Origin of the sequence: Rothia sp. 27098_8_161, assembly GCF_041432905.1 — a bacterium.
Taxonomy (GTDB): domain Bacteria; phylum Actinomycetota; class Actinomycetes; order Actinomycetales; family Micrococcaceae; genus Rothia.
The window spans coordinates 149,729-170,492 of sequence record NZ_JAPWAL010000005.1 but is presented as its reverse complement, the minus strand read 5'-3'; the positions used below and the strand labels follow the sequence as shown (position 1 = coordinate 170,492).

Genomic DNA, 20,764 nt, shown 5'->3' with positions numbered 1-20,764 from the left:
GGGGGCTTAGTATGTGTGGTGTTGTCTTGTACAGATGCCCTGTGTGTCGTGCTGTCGCGGCGTCAAAGATCTTTGAAGGCGCCGTTTCCTTCGTTGAGAAGGTTTTCCCTGGATGGGGATAGCTCCTCAGAATGAGGGGCTTAGAGGTTGCGGCTTAGCCTGCAACATTAGCGTGCAGCGCCGCCCTGCGATTCTTCCTGGCGACGTGCTAAAGTGCAGTCCGGGCAGTAGCCGGTCACTTCTACCACATGCTCCAGCTCCGAGAAGCCGTATTGCTTGCCCATCGCCAGCGCCCAGTCCTCGAGGGCGGGTGCTTCCAGCTCAATGGCGGTGCCGCATCGGCGGCAGAGCAGGTGGTGGTGGTGATCTTTCACCTGGCAGTGGCGGTACAGGGTCTCACCTTCAATGCCCTTGACCGAGTCGATCTCGCCGGCGTTAGCTAGCGACTGCAGTACACGGTAGGTGGTTGCGAGAGAGACCTGTTCCTTGCGGTTCGCGAGCATCAGGTGCAGATCCTGTGCTGAGATGAAATCGCCGAGCTCTTCCATGGTCGCTTTGATGATGCGACGCTGGCGGGTATTTCGGGCTTCGGCGGGCTTCGTAATTCTCCGTACGGGAATATGAGTGTCCATTGCTGAACCTTTCGGGGCGGACCTCCGCCCCATTGTGTGGTCGATCTTGTCTTACGACTTTACACTAGAGGCGTTCAAAAGGTGGGTGATTTGCGCTTTATTCCAAAAGGTGAAGTCACCAACAGGCATGAATGAGGGTTAACGGTAGACTAAAACTATGAAAATGACGAAGTACACCCACTCATGTATCCGCCTTGAGAATGAGGGGCACACCCTCGTTCTTGACCCCGGTAACTTTGCTGTTGAAGGCGAACATGTCACCGTGCTGGAAGGCGCGGATTACCTGTTCGTGACCCACGCGCATCCGGACCATTTTGATGAACCGTCGGTGCTGCCGCTGATTGCTCAGCGCGCCGAATCGCAGAACCCGTTGAAGATTTGGGCTCCCGAGGCTGTCGCCCAGGTTATTAAGGAGGCTGTGCCTGCTGCCGAGGTTACCGTTGTTTCCTCTGATTCTGAGTTCAGCATCCCCGGTTTTGAGGTGAAGACCTACGGCGGTCAGCACGCCCTGATTCACCCGCTGATTCAGATGATCGCCAATGTTGGTTACCTGATTAACGGTGCCGTGTACCACCCAGGTGATTCACTGGTGGTTCCTCACCGGGTGCGTGCAAATACCGTCCTGGTGCCGATTCATGCCCCCTGGTCGAAGGTTCAGGAAGTCATCGATTTTGTGATTGCGACCGGCGCGCAGCGTGTGGTTCCGATTCACAACGGCATGATTAACCAGAACGGTACCGGCATTATTGAGGGCCTGGTGGCGAATTTCGGTGCGAAGTACGGTACTGAGCTGAAGCATCTAAACCCCGGTGAGAGTATTGAGGTTCAGGCATAGAGTCTGAATTTTGAGATTCAAACGCGCTGATGACGGCGCATGAAGGAGAGTATCGTGAGCACGATTTTTACTAAGATTATTGATGGCGAAATCCCGGGTCGTTTCGTCTGGAAGGATGACCAGTGCGTGGCGTTCATGGATATCATGCCTCTGTCGGAAGGTCACCTACTGCTCGTTCCCCGCGCTGAGATTGACCGTTGGCCCGATCTGCCGGCTGAACTGGCAGCGCACCTGTTTGCTGTAGCGCACAAGATTTCTGGTGCCCTGGATCAGGCGTTTGATAAGGACCGTGTGGCTCTGATGATTGCGGGCTTCGACGTGCCGCATACCCACATCCACCTGTTCCCAGCTGACGGCATGGCTGATTACGATCCGGCTAATGCAAAGAAGGACGCAACCACTGAAGAGCTGGATGCGGCCGCCGAGAAGGTGCGTGCCGCCCTGCGCGAGCGCGGTTACGGTGAGTTTGTGCCCGAGGCGTAAGCGCCGTTTACAGTGCGTATAAACACGAAGGGGCTGTCCTCTACAGATTTGTAGAGGGCAGCCCCTTCGTTGCTATATCCGGGGGGGGGAGCTTAGTGCTTTTCAGCCTTAGAAATCTGCTCTGCCAAATCCTCAGGGGAGAGATTAGCGGAGGAGAACTCAGAGGTCAGCGGCAGGTGCAGCTGCAGACCGGTACCGGGGCAAATCTCGACCTTTGCGGAGCGCAGCTTGAAGTCGACCACGTGGCCGCCGCGGGTGCGCTCGTCGTCGATGAAGTGAGCGTGGCAGCCCGGCACCGAAATACCCTGCTCGTAGATGGGTGTACGGAAACCAACAATCGTACCGGTCACGTTGTCAAACTGGACGATGTCTTCATTTTCGGTTGCGGCTACCATCTTCGGGTAGGGCTTTTCCTGCTTCTTCACGGTGCGGGTGCGGACCCATTCGAACTCGCCGTAAATCTTGATGGCGTACATGTAGTTCTTGGAGACGGTGAAGTCATCCAGAATCTGCGAGGCAGACTTACGGAGCAGGTTCTGCGGTAGCTCACGCTTAATCATGGGCACAAAATTAGTGACCACGGCGTAGGGGGTCTGCTGAGTCAGATCCGGCATAGATACGGAACCATCGTGACGCACCTGGTAGCAGACGCCGTCGAGGACGACCATTTCTCCGTCGAGACCGTTGAAGGTACCTACACCGAAGCTGCCGTGGCTCAGGAGTTCACCGATGGTCATCTCACCGTCATAAATACCGTCCAGCAGCTGGGACATAAGACCGGTCTGAAAAACTTCGTTACGGAAGACAGTTTCACCGTTTAGGATGGTCGGCTGGTAAGCCATGAGAATTCTCCTTGTTGACATTGGAAGTAGCGTCAGACGGGTCGGTCGGTCATCGGCGATACTAGCTTCGGTGTATGAAAAACCCGGATACCTAGTCGAGAGAACACGGCCATGTGATGTCGCTTCTCGCGGAATTCGGAGGTGCCACCGGCCGGACGCTTGCACTTTCATTGTACGCCTGTCTGCGAAAAATTCCGGGACCTGCAAAGATAGTATCTTATAGTATGCTCTCATGCTCTTTGCGTCCGCTATGAGATTTTAGAGCTTCAACAGCATCTCCACATGCTCGATACCGACCTCTGTCCTGCCCACCTCTGCCAATATTTATTAGGTGGGAGCTGACGGCATAAAAAGACTGATGTTTCCTCCGGTTGCAGAACAAAAAAGGGAGGGACCGCCAGCATCAACAGCTTAGCCCTTAGAGCGACTCCAAGCGCAACTAAGACACACGAAGCTCATCGAGGAAGATAAATATTAGACACGAACCGTCACCAAAATGGTTCGGTGAGCCTGCACTCCACAGAATCCCTGCAGATACCCATCAGAACACACAACAATGGCCTATATGCTCCCCCAAGGGAACATATAGGCCATTGCATACTATTCGGAACGTAGCCCTATGCGGGGCCGGGCTCAGAGCTCAAATCTAGAAGCCTGGAATTAGACGCCGTAGTACAGCTGGTACTCAAGCGGGTGCGGAATCAGCGAGAGCGGCTCCAGCTCGTTCTTACGCTTGTAGTCAATCCACGCCTGAATCAGGTCCTCGGTGAAGACACCGCCCTCGAGCAGGAAGTCGTGGTCAGCCTCCAGAGCAGACAGTGCCTCCTCCAGGTTAGCCGGAGCCTTCTTGATGTCCTTAGCCTCTTCAGCGGGCAGCTCGTACAGGTCCTTATCGATCGGTGCCGGCGGCTCAATGCGGTTACGGATACCGTCCAGACCAGCCATCAGCTGAGCAGCGAACGCGAAGTAGGGGTTAGCGGAGGGGTCCGGTGCACGGAACTCCAGACGCTTAGCCTTCGGGTTGGTACCGGTAATCGGGATGCGGATACCGGCAGAACGGTTACCCTGCGAGTACACCATGTTGATGGGAGCCTCGTAGCCGGGAACCAGACGCTTGTACGAGTTCACGGTCGGGTTAGTGAATGCCAGCACAGCGGAGGAGTGCTCAATCAGACCGCCAATGTACCAGCGTGCAGTGTCAGAGAGGTTAGCGTAGCCGCGCTCATCGTAGAAGAGAGGCTCACCGTCCTGCCACAGCGACTGATGGCAGTGCATACCGGAGCCATTGTCGCCGAAGACGGGCTTAGGCATGAAGGTTACGGACTTGCCCCATGCGTCTGCGGTGCCCTTGATGACGTACTTGAACTTCAGCAAATCGTCAGCTGCCTTGGTGAGGGTATCGAACTTGTAATTGATTTCTGCCTGGCCGGCTGCGCCCACCTCGTGGTGGCTACGCTCAACCTCAAGACCAACCTCGTCCATTGCTACGCACATTGCGTCACGCAGGTCAGCCTGCTTGTCGACAGGGGAGACGGGGAAGTAGCCGCCCTTGACGGGGGTCTTGTTGCCCAGGTTGCCGCCCTCTTCCTTGCGGCCGGTGTTCCAGGGAGCCTCGTCGGAATCAATCTTGTAGAACACAGAATTCGGCTCAACCTGGTAGCGGACATCCTCGAAGACAAAGAATTCAGCCTCGGATGCGAAGAACGCGGTATCTGCAATGCCGGTGGACTGCAGGTAAGCCTCAGCGCGCTCAGCAACGCCGCGGGGGTCACGGTGGTAGGGCTCGCCGGTGCGGGGGTTCACGATGGAGCAGATGATGACCAGGGTCTTCTCAATGCGGAAGGGGTCAACGTACGCAGACTGAACATCGGGGATCAGCTGCATGTCAGACTCTGCAATGCCCTGGAAGCCGCGGATAGAGGAGCCATCAAAAAGCTGGCCGTTGATGAAGAAATCGTCATCAATTGCCTTAGCGGGCAAGTTGAAATGCTGCTGCACGCCGGGCATGTCGGTGAATCGGATATCAACGAAGACTACTTCTTCGTTCTTGATAAAGTCGAGAACTTCCTGGGGGCTGGTAAACATGAGGACTGCTCCTTGTGCGATTGAACGTAGGGGAGGGTATCTCCCGAGTAACGCGTCAATCTTTGATGTTAGTGTTGGTCGCGGGCAAAACCCTGTGACATATCCAGGATAGTGGTTATTTTTTGCGTATGCGTGACTATCGTGTTTCGGTAATGTTACAAATCTTGGAAAGCTGTTGCGTCAAAGGCAAACCCACAGTGCAAGGCACCAGATAGACACCCTGATTGCGAGAACAATCACTGGACATGGTAAAAGGCTCCGGAGTTTCCCCGAAAGGAAAAACCAGAGCCTTCACACTTACATAAAATCCTCAATTAGCGGCCGCGCATTGCACGACGGTCAGGACGAGCACGCATCGGGTCAACGCCCTTAGGCAGTCCATTCATCGGGTTACGCATCGTGTTCAGAGTGCTCAGACGACCCGAAATAACCTGCATCTCCTGCTGAGTCAGCGCCTTCGGAAGCTTGTTCATAGTCTTCACAACGTCCTTGAGCTCAACCTGACCTTCTTCGTGACCAGTCTCAATCACGTGAACCGGAACGCCGGGAGCTACACGGTTCAGGTGCTTTTTCTCGGTGTTAACCAGGGAACTCACACGGCTGTGAGGACCCTCGGTCACCAGCACAATACCGGGACGGCCCAGCGCACGGAACACTAGATCCTGGTTGCGGTTCGCAGCAACGGGCTGCTCCTCAACAATCCAGCCGCGGCGCACCGAGTTCATCGCCGCACCACTACGACCGGGCTGGTTCTCAATCTGAGCAAAAGCTGCAGTCTGCGCGCGCCGACCCAGCAGAAGCATCGCCACGATAGCGGCAACGCCCAGACCCAGAATCAGGAAAGTAATCCAGTTATTCAGGGCAATACCGATGAGGAGGAAAACCAAAAGGGTACCCAAAGCCGACAGAGTCAGAATCCAACCGATATTCGGGTCGGATTTCTTGGTCATCTGGTAGACCTGCTTCATCTGGGCGAAAGTGCCCGGAGTGCGTTCCTTCTTCTTTTTCTTCTCTTCGCGCTTATCTGCCACGATTCTTCCTCGGCTGGTTCTTCCGCGGCCCCGAGAAGCGCCTCAAACGCTCACGGAACCATAGTGACGTAACGATGCAGTGTAGCCTGCAATTTTTCTAGTTTACCGTACCCACACAAGGTACGGGGCATAAAGGGAGGCTCCTTGAACACCGAACGAACATCGGGTTCGAGGAGCCTCAACGCTCTCAGAAAGATTCTGAAAAGGCTTAGTAGCCTGCAGCCACCAGGGAGGAGGCTTCCTGCAGGGCTGCGCCCTCACTCTCAATGTGGGCAAGGTTCTCGGGGATCGGGTAGCCGTTCTTACGCATTGCACGAGCCCACAGGCGACCTGCACGGTACGAAGAACGAACCATCGGGCCCGCCATAACGCCAGCAAAACCAATCTCCTCAGCCATGTTCGCGAAGTCCACGAACTGCTGTGGCTTCACCCAACGCTCAATCGGGTGGAAGAGCGGACCGGGGCGCAGGTACTGGGTGAGGGTAATGATGTCACAGCCAGCATCGTGCAGATCGCACAGCGCCTCGTAAATCTCGTCGTCGGTCTCGCCCATACCCAGAATTAGGTTGGACTTGGTGACCATGCCGCCTTCCTTCGCCTGAGTAATAACATCCAGGGAACGCTCGTAACGGAACGCTGGGCGAATCTGACGGAAGATGCGGGGGACGGTCTCCAGGTTGTGCGCGAATACCTCAGGCTTAGCGTCAATCACCTTCTGAACATGCTCGGGAACACCCTTGAAGTCAGGGACGAGCATCTCAACGCCGGTGTTCGGGCACATCTTGTGAATCTGGCGGGTGGTCTCTGCGTACAGCCACGCGCCGCCGTCTTCTAGGTCGTCACGAGCAACACCGGTCACGGTTGCGTAACGCAGACCCATGACCTTCACGTTCTTAGCAACCTTGAACGGCTCAGCGTAGTCAACAGCGACGGGCTTGCCGGTCGCAATATTGCAGAAGTCGCAACGACGGGTGCACTCGGAGCCACCAATCAGGTAGGTTGCCTCACGGTCTTCCCAGCATTCGTAAATATTGGGGCAACCAGCCTCTTCACACACGGTGTGCAGACCCTGACCGCGAGCCAGCTCGCGCATCTCGTTGTATTCGGGGCCAACAATAGCCTTGGTCTTAATCCAGTGAGGCTTCTTCTCAATGGGAACCTCAGCGTTGCGGGCTTCCACACGCAGTAGCTTGCGTCCTTCAGGTGCGGTGCTCAAAAGTCTTCTCCTTGGTCTCGGTGTGCCCTCTGTGCAGGTGGGCCACCTTTTATTTTACGCCCGCTTGGGCATAGGTGAAACTGATTGTCGTATATGACGAACAAAGCCGGACGCGTTACGTGTATGGCCCGTTCGATGCTTATTGGCTGCGTCTAACCCTGTGTTTAGTCCTGCGCCGCCACGGGTTCGAAGGACTCCGCCAAGCGGTTCTGATACTTCAGAAGCTCCGCCTCCAGCGGCACCAAAATATCGGCGGGGGTGACAGTGCGGCCCAGCTGCTCCGAAATGGTGGTAACACCAGCATCGCTAATACCGCAGGGAATGAACTGCTGGAAAGGTGCAGTGTCATTGCAGCAGTTAATTGCGAAGCCGTGCATGGTGGTGTTACGCGAAACGCGCATGCCCAGTGCCGCAATCTTCTTGTCCTGGGTGATGCCGTCGCCCAGAATCCACACGCCGCTACGGCCCTCAACGCGCTCACCCTTAATGCCCAGACCAGCCAGGACGTTAATGATGATTTCCTCGATGATACGCACATACGCCACCACGTCAATGGGCTCGGGCAGACGCAGAATCGGGTAGCCGGTCAGCTGGCCGGGGCCGTGCCAGGTCAGCTTGCCGCCGCGGTCAATCTTGACGACGGGGGTGGACTTGTCTGCGGGATACTCGTGGTCTTCCGTGCGTTTACCGGCGGTAATCACTGCCTCGTGCTCAAGTAGAAGAATCGTATTCTGGCGGGTGCGGTTAGCCACCTCATCGTGGATGCGGTACTGCTCGTCAAGGCACTCAACATAGTTCACATAGTTCGGGGCGAAGCCCACGCGTTCAATCGTCACAGACATACTTTCTACCTTAGTACTGCTAGTGGAGGGAAGAAAATTAGGGCGCCCTGAATCACGTGATGAGCGAACACCTCGCAATGTTACATGAGGGTGTGCTTAGGGGCAGGAGGGTTGAAGAGGTAGATAAATACCTGAATCCACCTATAAGATTCTATGGAGTGCTTGAAGTATTTTAGCTTGATTAAAGATATTATTTGATATGTTTTGATAACATAATGGTATGATAAGCAAAGAAGCACACGTTCTGGAAAGCATCGCCAACCCGGCTCTACCCACTCTGCAGATTGTCGAGTACCGGGGTGAAGCTACCGAGAGTGCGCCCTCCGTAATCTCTGCGCACTCCGGACGCTACACCCTGCGCACCATTCCTCAGCCAGCCCTGTCCGCTCCCGCTCTACGGCCGGCACTCAACGGGTATGGATTCGAGGAAAACACGGATGCATCTGCTCAAGGGCACGCCCAGACCCCACAGGTAGCCGCCGCCCTACGTAATGCGCCCGGACTCGCCAAGCTCCACGCCGTTACTGGTGACCGCGCCGATAGCACCGATCGACTGTGCCTCTGGTACGAACCCCTCGACGCGGGCACCCTCGACAAGCTCCTGCGCGCTCGCACACTGACACCCGCCGAGATCATGACCCTGGCGCGAACCCTGCACCAGGCGCTCGGCACCCTCAAAAAGGTAGGGGAGGGGCGCGCCGAACTCAGCGCCGAATATATTGCTCTGAGCGCCTCCGGAGTGCCCAAACTTCTGCTTCCTGATGCGGCCTATCGTGCAGCGGCTCCTCAAGATATGGAACAGCTCACCGCCGCTCGGGGCAACTACGCCCGCACCGCAGCAGCCCTGCTCTGGCAAGCCGCATGCGGACACACACCGGAACCCTCCGCTGCCCGCATACCCCTCTCACTGCGCATGGTGTCACTGCGGATGGGAGCCACCGGCACCGCACCCGAAGGAGCACCCAGCAGCGAGTGGATTGAGCGCCTCGGTAGAGCCCTCGAATACCTGCTTGACGCACCCGACCAGGAGGCGGCGCTCGCAGGGCTCAGCTCCGTGGTCGCCCTCGCGGAGGAGGTGCCGCCTCGTCCACTCAACGTGTACCTGAGCTGTTCAGAAAGAGCCCGCGCCCTAATTCCCGCAGCTGTGGAGCCTGCGCCGGTGCAAAAGCTCTCAAAGGCTCAGAAGGCGCAACGCTACCTGTCGGAACCTTTGCTTCGCGTGAAGAAGCTGGGGCTCGCAGCTGTCGCAGGTTCTAAACCATTGAGCTCTGCAACGAGCTCCGGGGCTAGCCTTACAAAGAACCCTGTAAAGACTACACCCGCCCCAAAGAAAGCAAATGCGACGGATGCATCCCGCCCGATGATGCTACGTGGTGCGTTCACCCGCCCCACCGAGCGATTGGGACTGGCTGCGTGGCTGGGCATCGCTGTGCTCGCGCTGGGGGCTATTATGCTGCCTCTTGGGTTCACCCTCTACGGTCAGAACGCCCCGGCAACGGCACAGCCCGTATCCTCTCAAACCATGAACGCAGCGGGGGAGCAAGCACCCGGCGGCATGGCAACACAGAATCAGAGTGCACAGGACAAGACAACGAAGGGCGAACAAATCCTACGAGCCCTCATCGATCAGCGGAACCACGAACGGCGCATGCGAGGCGGCGCAGAACTCACCCTAGATACAGCCGAAGAACTCTGCCGCGATAGTGAGAATATCCGCGTGATAGCGGTGGTCTCCGCATCCGGCTACCGCGCCAATAAAACTGAGCAAGAAGCCCGTAAGCTCAGCGAAGAAAACGGCGTCACTCGCCAGAAAGTCATCTTCGACCTGCACCGCGGGGAGAAAGGTTGGGAGATAGCCCGTGCCGAACCCATCCAAGCATAGCTGACACCGCGTAACTGACACTGCGAGAACCGCGGACACAACAAAAGCGGCGGCCCCACCCACCGAAATGGATGGAGCCGCCGCCTTTTGCTCGCTGTCCGGCAAATCCCGGAAAGTTACGCTTGGCTACCCATCAGGGTACCCCCACAAGGAAACTTCCTTGAGTCTTTGCAGGTCTTAGAGACCGAGCTCAGACTCGAAGTTTGCCTCCTCCAGGCGGGTCTTGAGGGTGTGGAGGAAGCGACCTGCGTCTGCACCGTCGACCACACGGTGGTCGTAGGTGAGGGACAGGTAGCACATGGAGCGGATAGCGATAACGTCGTTACCGTCAACATCCTTAACAACCATGGGGCGCTTCACGATGGAACCGGTACCGAGGATTGCAACGTTCGGCTGGTTGATGATCGGGGTGTCGAACAGTGCACCGAAGGAACCAATGTTGGTGATGGTGAAGGTCGAACCCGACAGCTCCTCGGGGGAGATGTCACCGGTACGTGCGCGGCCACCCAGGTCGCCAATAGCCTTTGCCAGGCCAGCAATGCCCAGGTCAGAAGCATTCTTGATGACCGGAACCAGCAGACCCTTGGGGGTGTCCACAGCAATAGCGATGTTCTCGGAGCCGTGGTAAGTGATCTGCTTGTAGTCCTCAGTCATGGAAGCGTTCAGAGCGGGGTGCTGCTGCAGAGCCTCAGCAGTTGCCTGGACGAAGAAGGGCAGGAAGGTCAGCTTAGCGCCCTCACGAGCAGCGAAGCCGTCCTTAGCCTTTGCACGCAGCTGAACAACGCGGGTCACGTCAACCTCGGTGACCTGGGTCAGCTGAGTGGAGACGTCCAGGGACTCACGCATACGCTTTGCAATAACCTGGCGGATACGTGCGGTCTTCTCGACGGTGCCACGCTTGGGGGAAACCTCGAAGGTGTGCGGTGCCTTTGCGGAACCAGCAGCCGGAGCAGCAGCTGCAGCGGGTGCAGCAGCGGCGGGAGCAGCGGAACCCTTAGCAGCGATAGCAGCCTGAACATCCTGCTTGCGGATGCGGCCACCAACACCGGTGCCCTTGACGGTGGACAGATCGATGCCGTTGTCCTTAGCGAGCTTACGGACCAGCGGGGTCACGTATGCTTCGCCCTCAGCAGCTGCCGGAGCGGCAGGTGCAGCGGGAGCAGCAGGAGCGGCCGGAGCAGCAGCGGGTGCTGCGGGAGCCTCAGCAACCGGAGCGGGTGCAGCGGGAGCAGCCGGTGCAGCAGCAGCGGAAGCGTCGCCGATGATAGCCAGAACCTGGCCAACCTCTGCGTCCTCATCCTCGGGGATGCGAATCTCGAGCAGGGTACCTGCTACGGGGGAGGGAACCTCGGTGTCAACCTTGTCGGTGGAAACCTCAACCAGGGGCTCGTCAACCTCAACCTGCTCGCCAACTTCCTTCAGCCAGCGGGTAACGGTGCCCTCGGTGACGGACTCGCCCAGTGCGGGCAGCAGAACCTCGGTGCCTGCAGCAGCAGCTGCGGGAGCAGCCGGTGCAGCAGCGGGTGCTGCGGGAGCCTCAGCAGCCGGAGCGGGAGCAGCAGCTGCGGGAGCAGCCGGTGCAGCAGCGCCGGAACCGTCGCCAATGATAGCCAGAGCAGCGCCAACCTCGACGTCCTCATCCTCGGGGACGAGAATCTGTTCAACAATGCCTGCTACGGGGGAGGGAACCTCGGTATCAACCTTGTCAGTGGAAACCTCAACCAGGGGTGCGTCAACCTCAATGGTGTCGCCGACCTCTACGAGCCAGCGGGTAACGGTACCCTCGGTCACGGACTCGCCCAGTGCGGGCAGTACTACGGTGTGGGACATAATCTTTCCCGTTCTCCTTGTGAATGCTTGAACTAGAAAAATGTGAGCGGCGACCCGGATGCGCGCCGTATGCATCGAAGCACGTCGACGCGCATCCGGATAGGGGGCGTTGTTCAGCGGATACGCCCGCAACCGCTAACGACCAACGGTCGTCAATACTAAGCTGACGCGCTAACGCCAGTCAGCAAAATTTATGCGCTGTGCAGCGGGGTGCCGTTCAGGACCATTGCTGCCTCACCCAGGGACTCGTTCTGAGTCGGGTGTGCGTGGATGAACTTAGCGACGTCCTCGGGGAATGCTTCCCAAGCAACCCACATCTGAGCCTCACCAATCTGCTCACCCATGCGCTTACCAATAGCGTGAACACCAACGATGGGGCCGTCCTTCTGGCGGACAACCTTCACGATGCCGGTAGCACCGAGGATAGCGGACTTACCGTTACCAGCCAGGTTGTACTCAGCGGTCTCAACGTTCTCAGCGCCGAACTTCTCCTTAGCCTTGGGCTCGGAGTAACCAACGGAAGCGATCTCCGGGTCACAGAAGGTGACCTTGGGGATGTTGACATCTTCAACGATGGTGGGGTTCAGGCCAGCGATCTCTTCTGCAACGAAGATACCCTGCTGGTAACCGCGGTGAGCCAGCTGAACGCCGGGGACGATGTCGCCAACAGCGTAGATGTTGCCAACACCGGTGTGCAGGCGCTCGTTAGCCAAGACGAAGCCGCGATCCATGGGGATGCCCTGCTCCTCGTAGCCCATGTTTGCAGTGTTCGGGCCACGACCAACAGCGACCAGAACAATCTCTGCCTCGAAGACCTTGCCGTCAGCCAGGGTGACCTTAGCACCGTTAGCGTCCTGCTCAACCTTCTCGAAGAGGGTGCCGGTGTTGAACTTGATGCCGCGCTTCTTGAACGCACGCTCCAGAACCTTGATGATGGCCGGATCCTCGTTGGGAACCAGGTTCGGCAGGCCCTCGATGATGGTGACGTCAACACCCATAGCGTTCCACATGGATGCGAACTCGCAACCAATCACGCCGCCACCGAGCACGATAGCGCTCTTGGGCAGGTAGTCCATCTCCAGCGCCTCAGTGGAGGTCAGAACGCGACCCTCAATGGGCAGACCAAAGGTCTTGGAGACCGAGCCGGATGCCAGGATAATGTTCTTACCCTTGTACTCAACACCACCGACGGTGATGGTGTCCTGAGCGGTCAGCTTACCCTCGCCGGGGATAACCTCTACGCCCTTCATCTTCAGCAGGCCCGCAAGACCCTTGAACTTACCGGAGACGATGCCGTCCTTGTAATCGCGAACCTTGCCCATCTCGATGGACTGCAGTACAGCGTTAACGCCAACCTTGGACGCCTCGCGTGCCTCTTCAGCCAGTTCAGCAGCGTGCAGGTACGCCTTGGTGGGGATACAGCCGGTGTGCAGGCAGGTGCCGCCGACCTTTTCCTTCTCGATCAGACCGACGGTGAAGCCTAGCTGGCGTGCGCGAATAGCTGCCGAGTAGCCAGCGGAACCGCCGCCGAGGATGAGGATGTCGAATTCTTGAGCCACGATATTGCTCCCTTGCATAGTTGTTGGGGCTGAAACCCCTGCAATGAGTTCTTTACCAATTTACTGGTAGGTTCCTCAGCATGCGCGAAAGGCCCGCGAGCTCGAAAAACTTGCGCGCCTCTCCGCGCACGCAGAAAAACACTTAATACAACAATACCCCCGTTGAGGGTCGTTTAAGTTCACTCAGGGCGGTTTTAGCCGATTAATCGCCTAAACACCGCAAATTTTTCACCACGCAAGAAAAGGGCGGGTCATAAAACAGTCAGATGACAGCACCACCACAGTCGGAACATATAACGCAGTCAAGAACAAGACAAAACAAAGAGGAGGGCTCCCCGATAGAAATACAGGAAAGCCCTCCTCAGATCTGCTCTATGCTGTGCGGCCGTGCACCAGATAAGGAGCACCAGTTAGGATGCGCCAGCTAGGAGCCACGCCTAGCCAAGCAGACTACTTAGCGTACGACTCGATGAAGTTCACCAGGGTAGCGGTACCGAAACCGGTGCCTTCCTTCGGAGTGAAGCCGTACGGGGACTCCTCATTGAACGCGGGGCCTGCAATATCCAGATGAGCCCAGGGGATGCCCTCGCCCACAAACTCCTTCAGGAACAGGCCCGCAGTCAGCGCGCCACCGTAGCGGGAACCAATGTTCTTCAGGTCGGCAACGGGGGACTCCAGGCTCTTTCGCAGATAGGACTCTAGCGGCATCGGCCAGTAAGACTCACCCGCAGCAGCGCCGGCTGCAATCACGCGGCCACGAATCTCCTCGTCACCGAGCAGAGCAGCAGTGCGCAGACCCAGAGCAGCCATAGCGGCACCGGTCAGGGTAGCGATGTCCAGGATGACGTCCGGGTTCGACTCAGAAGCCAGAGCGATACCATCAGCCATGACCAGGCGACCCTCAGCGTCAGTGTTCAGCACCTCAACGGTGCGACCATCACGCATGGTGATAATGTCCTCCGGGCGCAGTGCATGACCGCCGGGCATATTCTCAGCCAAGCACAGGTAACCGGTCACAGCAACCGGAATATCCAGCTCCGCGGAAGCAACCACAGCGCTCAGAACCGATGCGGCACCAGCCATATCGCACTTCATGGTCATCATCGAAGCGGCAGGCTTCAGCGAGTTACCACCGGTATCGAAGGTGATGCCCTTACCAACCAGAGCAACGTGAGCCTTCGGGTTCTCCGGGGTGTACTTTACAACGGCAAGAACCGGCTTGCGCGGTGAACCCTGACCAACACCGGAAATGCCGCCAAAGCCCTCCTCGGCCAGGCGGTCGTGGTGGAAAAGCTCAATCTCAATGTTCAAGTAATCCTCAGCAACCTCAGCAGCGAACTCAGCGAAAGTCTCCGGGTACAGGTGCGACGGAGGCAGGTTCACCAGTCGGCGAGCGTCCTTAGCGGTCTCGCCCAGAACCAGGCCGTGCACCAGAGCCTCTTCAGCCTCATCCTGATCAATAGACGAAACAATCAGAATGGAATCGAGCTCTTCCTTGACCGAATCCTTAGTCTTGCCGCGCAGACCCTCCTCAACGAAGTTACCCAGCACAGCGCCGTGAGCAATAGCCTCAATTTCCTCTACCGAAGAAACACCGAAATCAAAAGCAATCTCCTCAGCAGAACCAACCAGCTGACGAGCCGCAGAACCGGCAGCATAACGCAGAGCATCCAGGCGCTCCTGACCCTCAGCAGCATCAGAGCCCAGGCCCGCCAGCGCCACAATGCCGGCCCCGGTGTCCTCAAGGGCGGGCAGACGCAGCAGCTGATCGGGGGCACCCGAAGCGCCCAGCGCCTCCAACAGCTCGTTAATACCCTCAAAAGAGTCCTCAGACAGGGAGCTCGGCGCCAGGTACGGGCCGTCCGAACCCTTCAGAACGCCCAGAACCAGAACGTCTGCTTCAAGCGCCTCAAGGTCAGTGCTGTGAATAGACAGAGACAGAGACATCGTTACTCCTTTGCGTATGTCTTCTCAAAATAATGGGGGGCACATCCTCGCGCCCGAATCCTCGCGCCCGAAAAACTCAACTGTAGGCCCGCGACGAGTGAGGATGAATACCGCCGCGCAAAGCCGCGCGGACTACTGCTTCTACTCTACACGGATATGTAGGAGGGTGTGAGGTTCAGCTCTCACCCTGAACAGCTGGCAGAACAGAAAAATGCACAAGAAGCGGAGCTGCGGCGCTTTAAGAACGTCGACGAGACACCAAACAAGTTCACCTACTGCGAGAAAAGTCCGCACACTGTCGAGACAGGGCGGTAGTGGCATAAAATGAAAGACTACGGAAAGCGTCAGATAACAGAAGACGCCCCTTCGCCCCAATACCTCGGGTGCCGGCAGAAACACTAACCCCACCCCGAACACGGTGCGAACTAGACAGAAGTGAGGAGGCGTAATGCTCAACCCCGAAGATCTCTACTTAGCCAACACCAAAATATTGGACGACCCCAGGATGCACGGGCTAACCCTCATCATCGCCCTTTCCAGCCCGCAAGACGCAGGCTCCACGGCAGGCCAGCTCGGACAGGTGCTGCTCAGCGAACTCAAAAATATTGAAATCGTCGAGTTCGACAGCGATCAGTTGCACAACTACCGTGCCCGCCGCCCCTACATCCGCTACGAAAAAGACCACTTCGAAAAGCCGCAATACCCGCAGCTGAAGCTCTACGCCGCAGAAGATAGCCTCGACAAGCCGTTCCTGTTGCTCACCGGCGCCGAACCGGATCTGCAGTGGCAGCGCTTCGAAAAGGCGGTGCTGACCATCGCCCAGCGGGTCAAGCCCTCCCTGGTCGTGCTGGTTTCCGCATTCCCCATGCCGGTGCCGCACACCCGCCCCTTCCCGATTACCGCGCACGGCTCCCGCAAGGACCTGATTCGCGGCATCTCCCCGTGGAAGCCCAGCGCGGACGTACACGCAACCGTCACCAACCTGCTGGAAGTGCTCTTCACTGAAAACGGAATCGACACCGTCGGCTTCGGAGTGAACATTCCCCAGTACATTTCGGAGGCGGACCTGCCGCAGGGCACCCTAACTGCCCTCGAACACGTGGGTATGGCAGCGCACCTCTCCCTACCCACCGAGAACCTGCGCGAAGCCGCACGCCACGTACATAGTCAGATCAACGATCAGGTCAAGCAGAACCCCGAAATCGGTCGGATGATTACGACCATGGAAGAGAACTACGACGAGAACTTCCGCACCTCCGACATTGCGGTTCCCCTCTCGCGACGCGATGCGCACAACGTGCCCAGCCGCGATGAGATTGGTGCGCTCTTCGAACGGTTCCTCGACGAACAATAGGTGCGTCCAGTAGAGGAGACTGCGGGGGCGCGAGTCATAGGGGAGTGGAGGGGTACCCGCCACGAACCTGGCTCAGGGCTACCATCTGGCCCTTCGAATACCGCCCGTCAGATAGTGTGTGACAGATTATGACGCGGCACCCCGCACCGCTGTGGACAAACCTCGGTGCACAAACGAACAATACGAATAAATCTGTGGAACCTTCGGACACATGAACCGAAGTATCCACAGAATTATTTGTATGATCTGCGCACCCACGTAAACCATGCCACCGTGAAAGCATGAACGCAAACAACATCTCCAGCGGCAATACCCCTAACAACAACCACCTCCACGGCAGCTACGACACGCCCCCGCCCATCCGCAACGAATACGACGTGCTCAGCTGCGCCCTCCACCAGCACGGCTACTGGCCCGACCGCTCACTCATCATCCTCACCGCAACCGACAACACCCTCGGCCCCAGCCTGCGCGTCAACCTACCCGACGAACCCTGCCCCCACAGTGAACGCGCCGACTTCCTGCACGAAACCTTCACCAAACTCCCCACCTGTCACAACGGCGAAACCCTCACCCGCTTCTACGCCATCATTATCGACGGCGACAACACTGTACGCCAACGGCAACTGCACTCCAAGACCGCACAACTGGCCGCCATTGAAGAAATCCAACAGGACGTCGACACACAAACCCCCATCAATGCATGGCTCCACCTGCTCCACGACCCTCGCATCGTCAGCGAACTACGCTGCGAAGACGTCATCTACGCAGGCGGCGCCAGTATCTGGGCGCTTAACCCCGAACAGCAAGCGCTCACCCTCCTCGCGCCCATCGAAGAAATCCGCCACAGCAACTACTACACCTGGCTCACCCGCCACGGCGACACCATCGCAGACACCGCCCAACACAACTACGCCCACAGCCCTTGGGATACCGACCCCACAACCAACCCTGAAACCCGCCACGACTGGGAAAACGCCGTAGAACTCTGGGACCAGACCCACACCACCCGCCATGACGAAGCCCGCCAGAGCATCCGCACCATCTACCGCCAAGCCCAAATCGACCTGTGCTACTGGGACGCCGCCATCAACGCCGCCGCGCATCTGCTCGCCACCCACCCGGTCGATAACACCGGCAACCCCACCACCAGTGACGTGCCCACCATCGGTGATACACTCCGTGAACTCATCCCCGCCGAAGTCGCCGGGCACCTACGCGCCTCCATCGCACCGGTAACTCTCAACCCCATCACCGCCGAAATGCTCACCTACCTCGCCAGCTACAGGCTGAACCATGCCCAAAAAGCGCTCGCCTACCTGCACTACTCCGCCCAATACACCTACCACGCCTTCGGCGGCGAATACCCCAGCACTAGCCCCAACCCCGCGCCGCTCGAACCACCCCACTACGGCACCCGCATCACCCGCAAAACCTATATACCCGCCAGCTTCACCCATGCACTCAGCACCGCCCCCGGCATCGAACAGGCATACGTACGCGCCGTGCCCGAAAAATGCGTGCAATGGCAAGACTGGATCCGCCGCACCCACCGTACTATCCAACAGAGCGGCACCATTCAGCAGAACCGCAGCATCAAGCACACCAACCTCAACGACTGGGCACTCGAAAACCTCACCCCCGCCGACCACGCCAGCGCCGCCAAACTCAACGCCATCAGCCGCGACGTGCTCCCGCGCCTCGACGAACACCCCAACGACCACAACAAACTCGAAAACCTCCAACAACGAATCGACGAAAGCTGCACCACCAGCGAATACCTCACCAAACACCACGCCGCCTACACCCACTACCTCAATGCCCTCAAAGGAAAACTAGACAGCCCCTACTGGGCACGCCTCAACGCACTCGAACTACTAACCAGCCTGCTCACACCCCACAGCACCGACGGAGAATACGCCGCACTACGCAACACTCAAGCCTGGACCAACTGGTACAAGGGCTACAGCACCTACGCCCGCCTACTCCGCCATGAAGCTTGCCGCCACACATTCGGAAAGGACCTCAATATCCTCGATGTACACCTCAACGCAGGAAACCTACCAGACTGGATCAAACACACCATCTGCGGCGAACCCGGAACACGACGCGAACCTATCAGTGCCCTCAAACCCCGAAAACCCTAAAACCGGTACCTAAAAGCGAGGTGCAAACAGGGGAGGGGCGCGCCACCGGGCACGCCCCTCCTATTGATTCCTCCCTCCCACAACCGCACCCACCCAAAACCAGGTCCACAAGCCACCCAAACAGCGCGTCAAGTTGAAAGCCACCAAAAATCTGCAATACTTATATATTGACCCCGTACAGTCAATGCGCTACAACGCGCCCTCAAACCGCTCTACACAACGAGCAACGGAACCCTGCAAACCGCCCAACGCACGCGGAATAAAACCCGCCCCCACAGCGTTAAACCGGACAAACGCAGCAAACACCCTGACCGAGGACGCCAGCGCAGACTTGACAGGGTCTTAGGTGTTTTGCAGACAAAGCACCCCACCACAAGCCAGAAAGGGTTCTAGTGGCACCTGCAACCAGCAAGAAGACCGCGACCGGCGACGCAACCGAAGAAACTGTCGCAAAAACCACCACCAAGACCACCCGCACCAAGAAGGCAACCACCAAAGCCGCAGCGGCAACCGAAGACACCACCGGTGCAACCGCCGAAACCGAGGCAGACAAGCCCAAGCGCACCCGCAAAACTACCACCAAAACCGCAACCAAGCGAAAGACCGGTGGCCGCCGCAAAAAGAGCGACGATGACGAATTCGACCTCGGACTCGACGAAGAACTCGAAACCACCGACGGCGAAGACGAAATCGACGAAGAAGACGAAGAAACCGCAGCCAAAATAGAAGAAAAGAAGGCCGCAGAAGCAGTAGCAGCCAAGGGCTCGGGCTTCGTCCTCACCGCAAACGACGAAGACGACGCACCCGCACAGCGCGTCGTCACCCCCGGCGCAACCGCCGACCCCGTCAAGGACTACCTCAAGCAAATCGGCAAAGTCTCCCTGCTCAACGCACAGCAGGAAGTCGACCTCGCCATGCGCATCGAAGCAGGCCTCTACGCCGAACACAAGCTCGCCGAAAACCCCGACATGGACAAAGACCTCCAAAAAGCCCTGCGCTGGGTCATCCACGACGGTAAGCGAGCCAAAAACCACCTGCTAGAAGCCAACCTGCGACTCGTTGTCTCCCTCGCCAAGCGCTACACCGGCCGCGGCATGCTCTTCCTCGACCTCATCCAGGAAGGCAACCTCGGCCTCATCCGCGCTGTCGAAAAGTTCGACTACTCCAAGGGCTTCAAGTTCTCCACCTACGCAACCTGGTGGATCCGTCAGGCCATCACCCGCGCAATGGCAGACCAGGCTCGCACCATCCGCATCCCCGTGCACATGGTAGAGGTCATCAACAAGCTCGCCCGCGTGCAGCGCCAGATGCTCCAGGACCTCGGCCGCGAACCCACCCCCGAAGAACTCGGCAAGGAACTCGACATGACCCCCGAAAAGGTCATCGAAGTCCAGAAGTACGGCCGCGAACCCATCTCCCTGCATACCCCCCTCGGTGAAGACGGCGACTCCGAATTCGGCGACCTCATCGAAGACTCCGAAGCAGTCGTACCCGCAGACGCAGTGTCCTTCACTCTGTTGCAGGAACAGCTCCACTCCGTGCTCGACACCCTCTCTGAGCGTGAAGCCGGCGTGGTCGCAATGCGCTTCGGCATGACCGACGGCCAGCCCAAGACCCTCGACGAAATCGGCAAGGTCTACGGCGTGACTCGCGAACGAATCCGTCAGATTGAGTCCAAGACCATGTCTAAGCTCCGTCACCCGTCGCGTTCGCAGGTACTGCGCGACTACCTGGACTAGGACATATCACCTAGCTTGAGCGGACCTAGCCGGTTCCCGCTCGCGGGGGAGTGCCCCCTCTGCGGCGCTGAGCGCCTTGAGGACGGAGCCCCCGCTCTGCGTGACCGGCTACGCCGTAAGGTTTAGTTGCACATACAGAAAAGGCTCTCCGAGATACCGGAGAGCCTTTTCTGTTACTTATATGCGGTTGGAGCGACGGCTTGCGGACGATGCTCGCGGCATCGTTCGGTACAGCCGGCACGCGGACCATGCTCGCGGGGGAGCGCCCCCTCTGCGGCGCCCCAATAAGTGAATGGGCCAGCCGCCTTGAGGACGGAGCCCCCGCTACGCATGTCCGCTA

Annotated in this window: 15 protein-coding genes; 6 read left to right on the top strand and 9 right to left on the bottom strand. The window is 58.1% G+C overall.

The genetic code is table 11. The features are described 5' to 3' along the window. Window positions 1-167: 167 nt before the first annotated feature. Complete coding sequence (locus O3648_RS03605) at window positions 168-632, bottom strand: Fur family transcriptional regulator (protein ID WP_371568474.1); 465 nt, start codon at window positions 630-632, stop codon at window positions 168-170. A 157-nt stretch (window positions 633-789) separates the two neighbouring features. On the opposite strand from O3648_RS03605, the gene O3648_RS03600 reads away from it, so the two are divergent. Both O3648_RS03600 and O3648_RS03595 read left to right on the top strand, forming a co-directional pair. After that, window positions 790-1,467 (top strand): MBL fold metallo-hydrolase, encoded by a 678-nt coding sequence (locus tag O3648_RS03600; protein ID WP_371568471.1) that lies wholly within the window; start codon window positions 790-792, stop codon window positions 1,465-1,467. Window positions 1,468-1,521: 54 nt separating this feature from the next. Then, on the top strand, window positions 1,522-1,950 hold the full coding sequence (locus O3648_RS03595; RefSeq protein ID WP_279740332.1) for an HIT family protein: 429 nt from the start codon (window positions 1,522-1,524) through the stop codon (window positions 1,948-1,950). A 92-nt stretch (window positions 1,951-2,042) separates the two neighbouring features. Here the strand turns inward: O3648_RS03595 and budA are convergent, their stop codons facing one another. From budA to lipB, 5 genes are all read right to left on the bottom strand, one after another. After that, complete coding sequence (gene budA, locus O3648_RS03590) at window positions 2,043-2,792, bottom strand: acetolactate decarboxylase (protein WP_371568469.1); 750 nt, start codon at window positions 2,790-2,792, stop codon at window positions 2,043-2,045. 660 nt (window positions 2,793-3,452) lie between these two features. After that, window positions 3,453-4,877: a type I glutamate--ammonia ligase gene (gene glnA, locus O3648_RS03585; protein ID WP_371568467.1), complete on the bottom strand. Its 1,425-nt coding sequence runs from the start codon at window positions 4,875-4,877 to the stop codon at window positions 3,453-3,455. 314 nt (window positions 4,878-5,191) lie between these two features. Next, window positions 5,192-5,908 carry a DUF4191 domain-containing protein gene (locus tag O3648_RS03580; protein WP_279740327.1) on the bottom strand — a complete coding sequence of 239 codons (717 nt, stop codon included), beginning with the start codon at window positions 5,906-5,908 and terminating at the stop codon, window positions 5,192-5,194. Window positions 5,909-6,116: 208 nt separating this feature from the next. Then, window positions 6,117-7,124 carry a lipoyl synthase gene (lipA, locus tag O3648_RS03575; protein WP_049354315.1) on the bottom strand — a complete coding sequence of 336 codons (1,008 nt, stop codon included), beginning with the start codon at window positions 7,122-7,124 and terminating at the stop codon, window positions 6,117-6,119. A 164-nt stretch (window positions 7,125-7,288) separates the two neighbouring features. Continuing rightward, the gene (gene lipB / locus O3648_RS03570; RefSeq protein ID WP_279740324.1) at window positions 7,289-8,044 is read right to left on the bottom strand and encodes a lipoyl(octanoyl) transferase LipB; all 756 of its coding nucleotides are present in this window, start codon (window positions 8,042-8,044) and stop codon (window positions 7,289-7,291) included. A gap of 142 nt (window positions 8,045-8,186) precedes the next feature. Between lipB and O3648_RS03565 the strand changes: the two genes are divergently transcribed. Beyond that, on the top strand, window positions 8,187-9,848 hold the full coding sequence (locus O3648_RS03565; protein WP_371568463.1) for a peptidase: 1,662 nt from the start codon (window positions 8,187-8,189) through the stop codon (window positions 9,846-9,848). Between the two features lie 177 nt (window positions 9,849-10,025). On the opposite strand, the gene sucB is transcribed toward O3648_RS03565, so the two are convergent. The 3 genes from sucB to O3648_RS03550 all read right to left on the bottom strand — a co-directional run bounded on the left by sucB (window position 10,026) and on the right by O3648_RS03550 (window position 15,184). Then, entirely contained in the window at window positions 10,026-11,678 is a 1,653-nt protein-coding gene (sucB, locus tag O3648_RS03560; protein ID WP_279788843.1) for a 2-oxoglutarate dehydrogenase, E2 component, dihydrolipoamide succinyltransferase, read from the bottom strand. Between the two features lie 191 nt (window positions 11,679-11,869). Further along, window positions 11,870-13,255, bottom strand: a complete 1,386-nt coding sequence (gene lpdA, locus O3648_RS03555) for a dihydrolipoyl dehydrogenase (RefSeq protein ID WP_279740318.1) — start codon at window positions 13,253-13,255, stop codon at window positions 11,870-11,872. Window positions 13,256-13,687: 432 nt separating this feature from the next. Next, a complete protein-coding gene (locus tag O3648_RS03550) occupies window positions 13,688-15,184 on the bottom strand; it encodes a leucyl aminopeptidase (protein ID WP_279788845.1) in 1,497 nt (498 codons plus the stop codon). Between the two features lie 448 nt (window positions 15,185-15,632). On the opposite strand from O3648_RS03550, the gene O3648_RS03545 reads away from it, so the two are divergent. The 3 genes from O3648_RS03545 (at window position 15,633) to O3648_RS03535 (ending at window position 20,424) form a co-directional block, all read left to right on the top strand. After that, window positions 15,633-16,538, top strand: a complete 906-nt coding sequence (locus O3648_RS03545; protein ID WP_279740316.1) for a PAC2 family protein — start codon at window positions 15,633-15,635, stop codon at window positions 16,536-16,538. A 281-nt stretch (window positions 16,539-16,819) separates the two neighbouring features. Beyond that, window positions 16,820-18,685, top strand: coding sequence for a metal-dependent hydrolase (locus tag O3648_RS03540; protein ID WP_279740314.1), 1,866 nt, complete (start codon window positions 16,820-16,822; stop codon window positions 18,683-18,685). Between the two features lie 392 nt (window positions 18,686-19,077). Further along, complete coding sequence (locus tag O3648_RS03535; protein ID WP_279740312.1) at window positions 19,078-20,424, top strand: RNA polymerase sigma factor; 1,347 nt, start codon at window positions 19,078-19,080, stop codon at window positions 20,422-20,424. Window positions 20,425-20,764 lie beyond the last annotated feature (340 nt).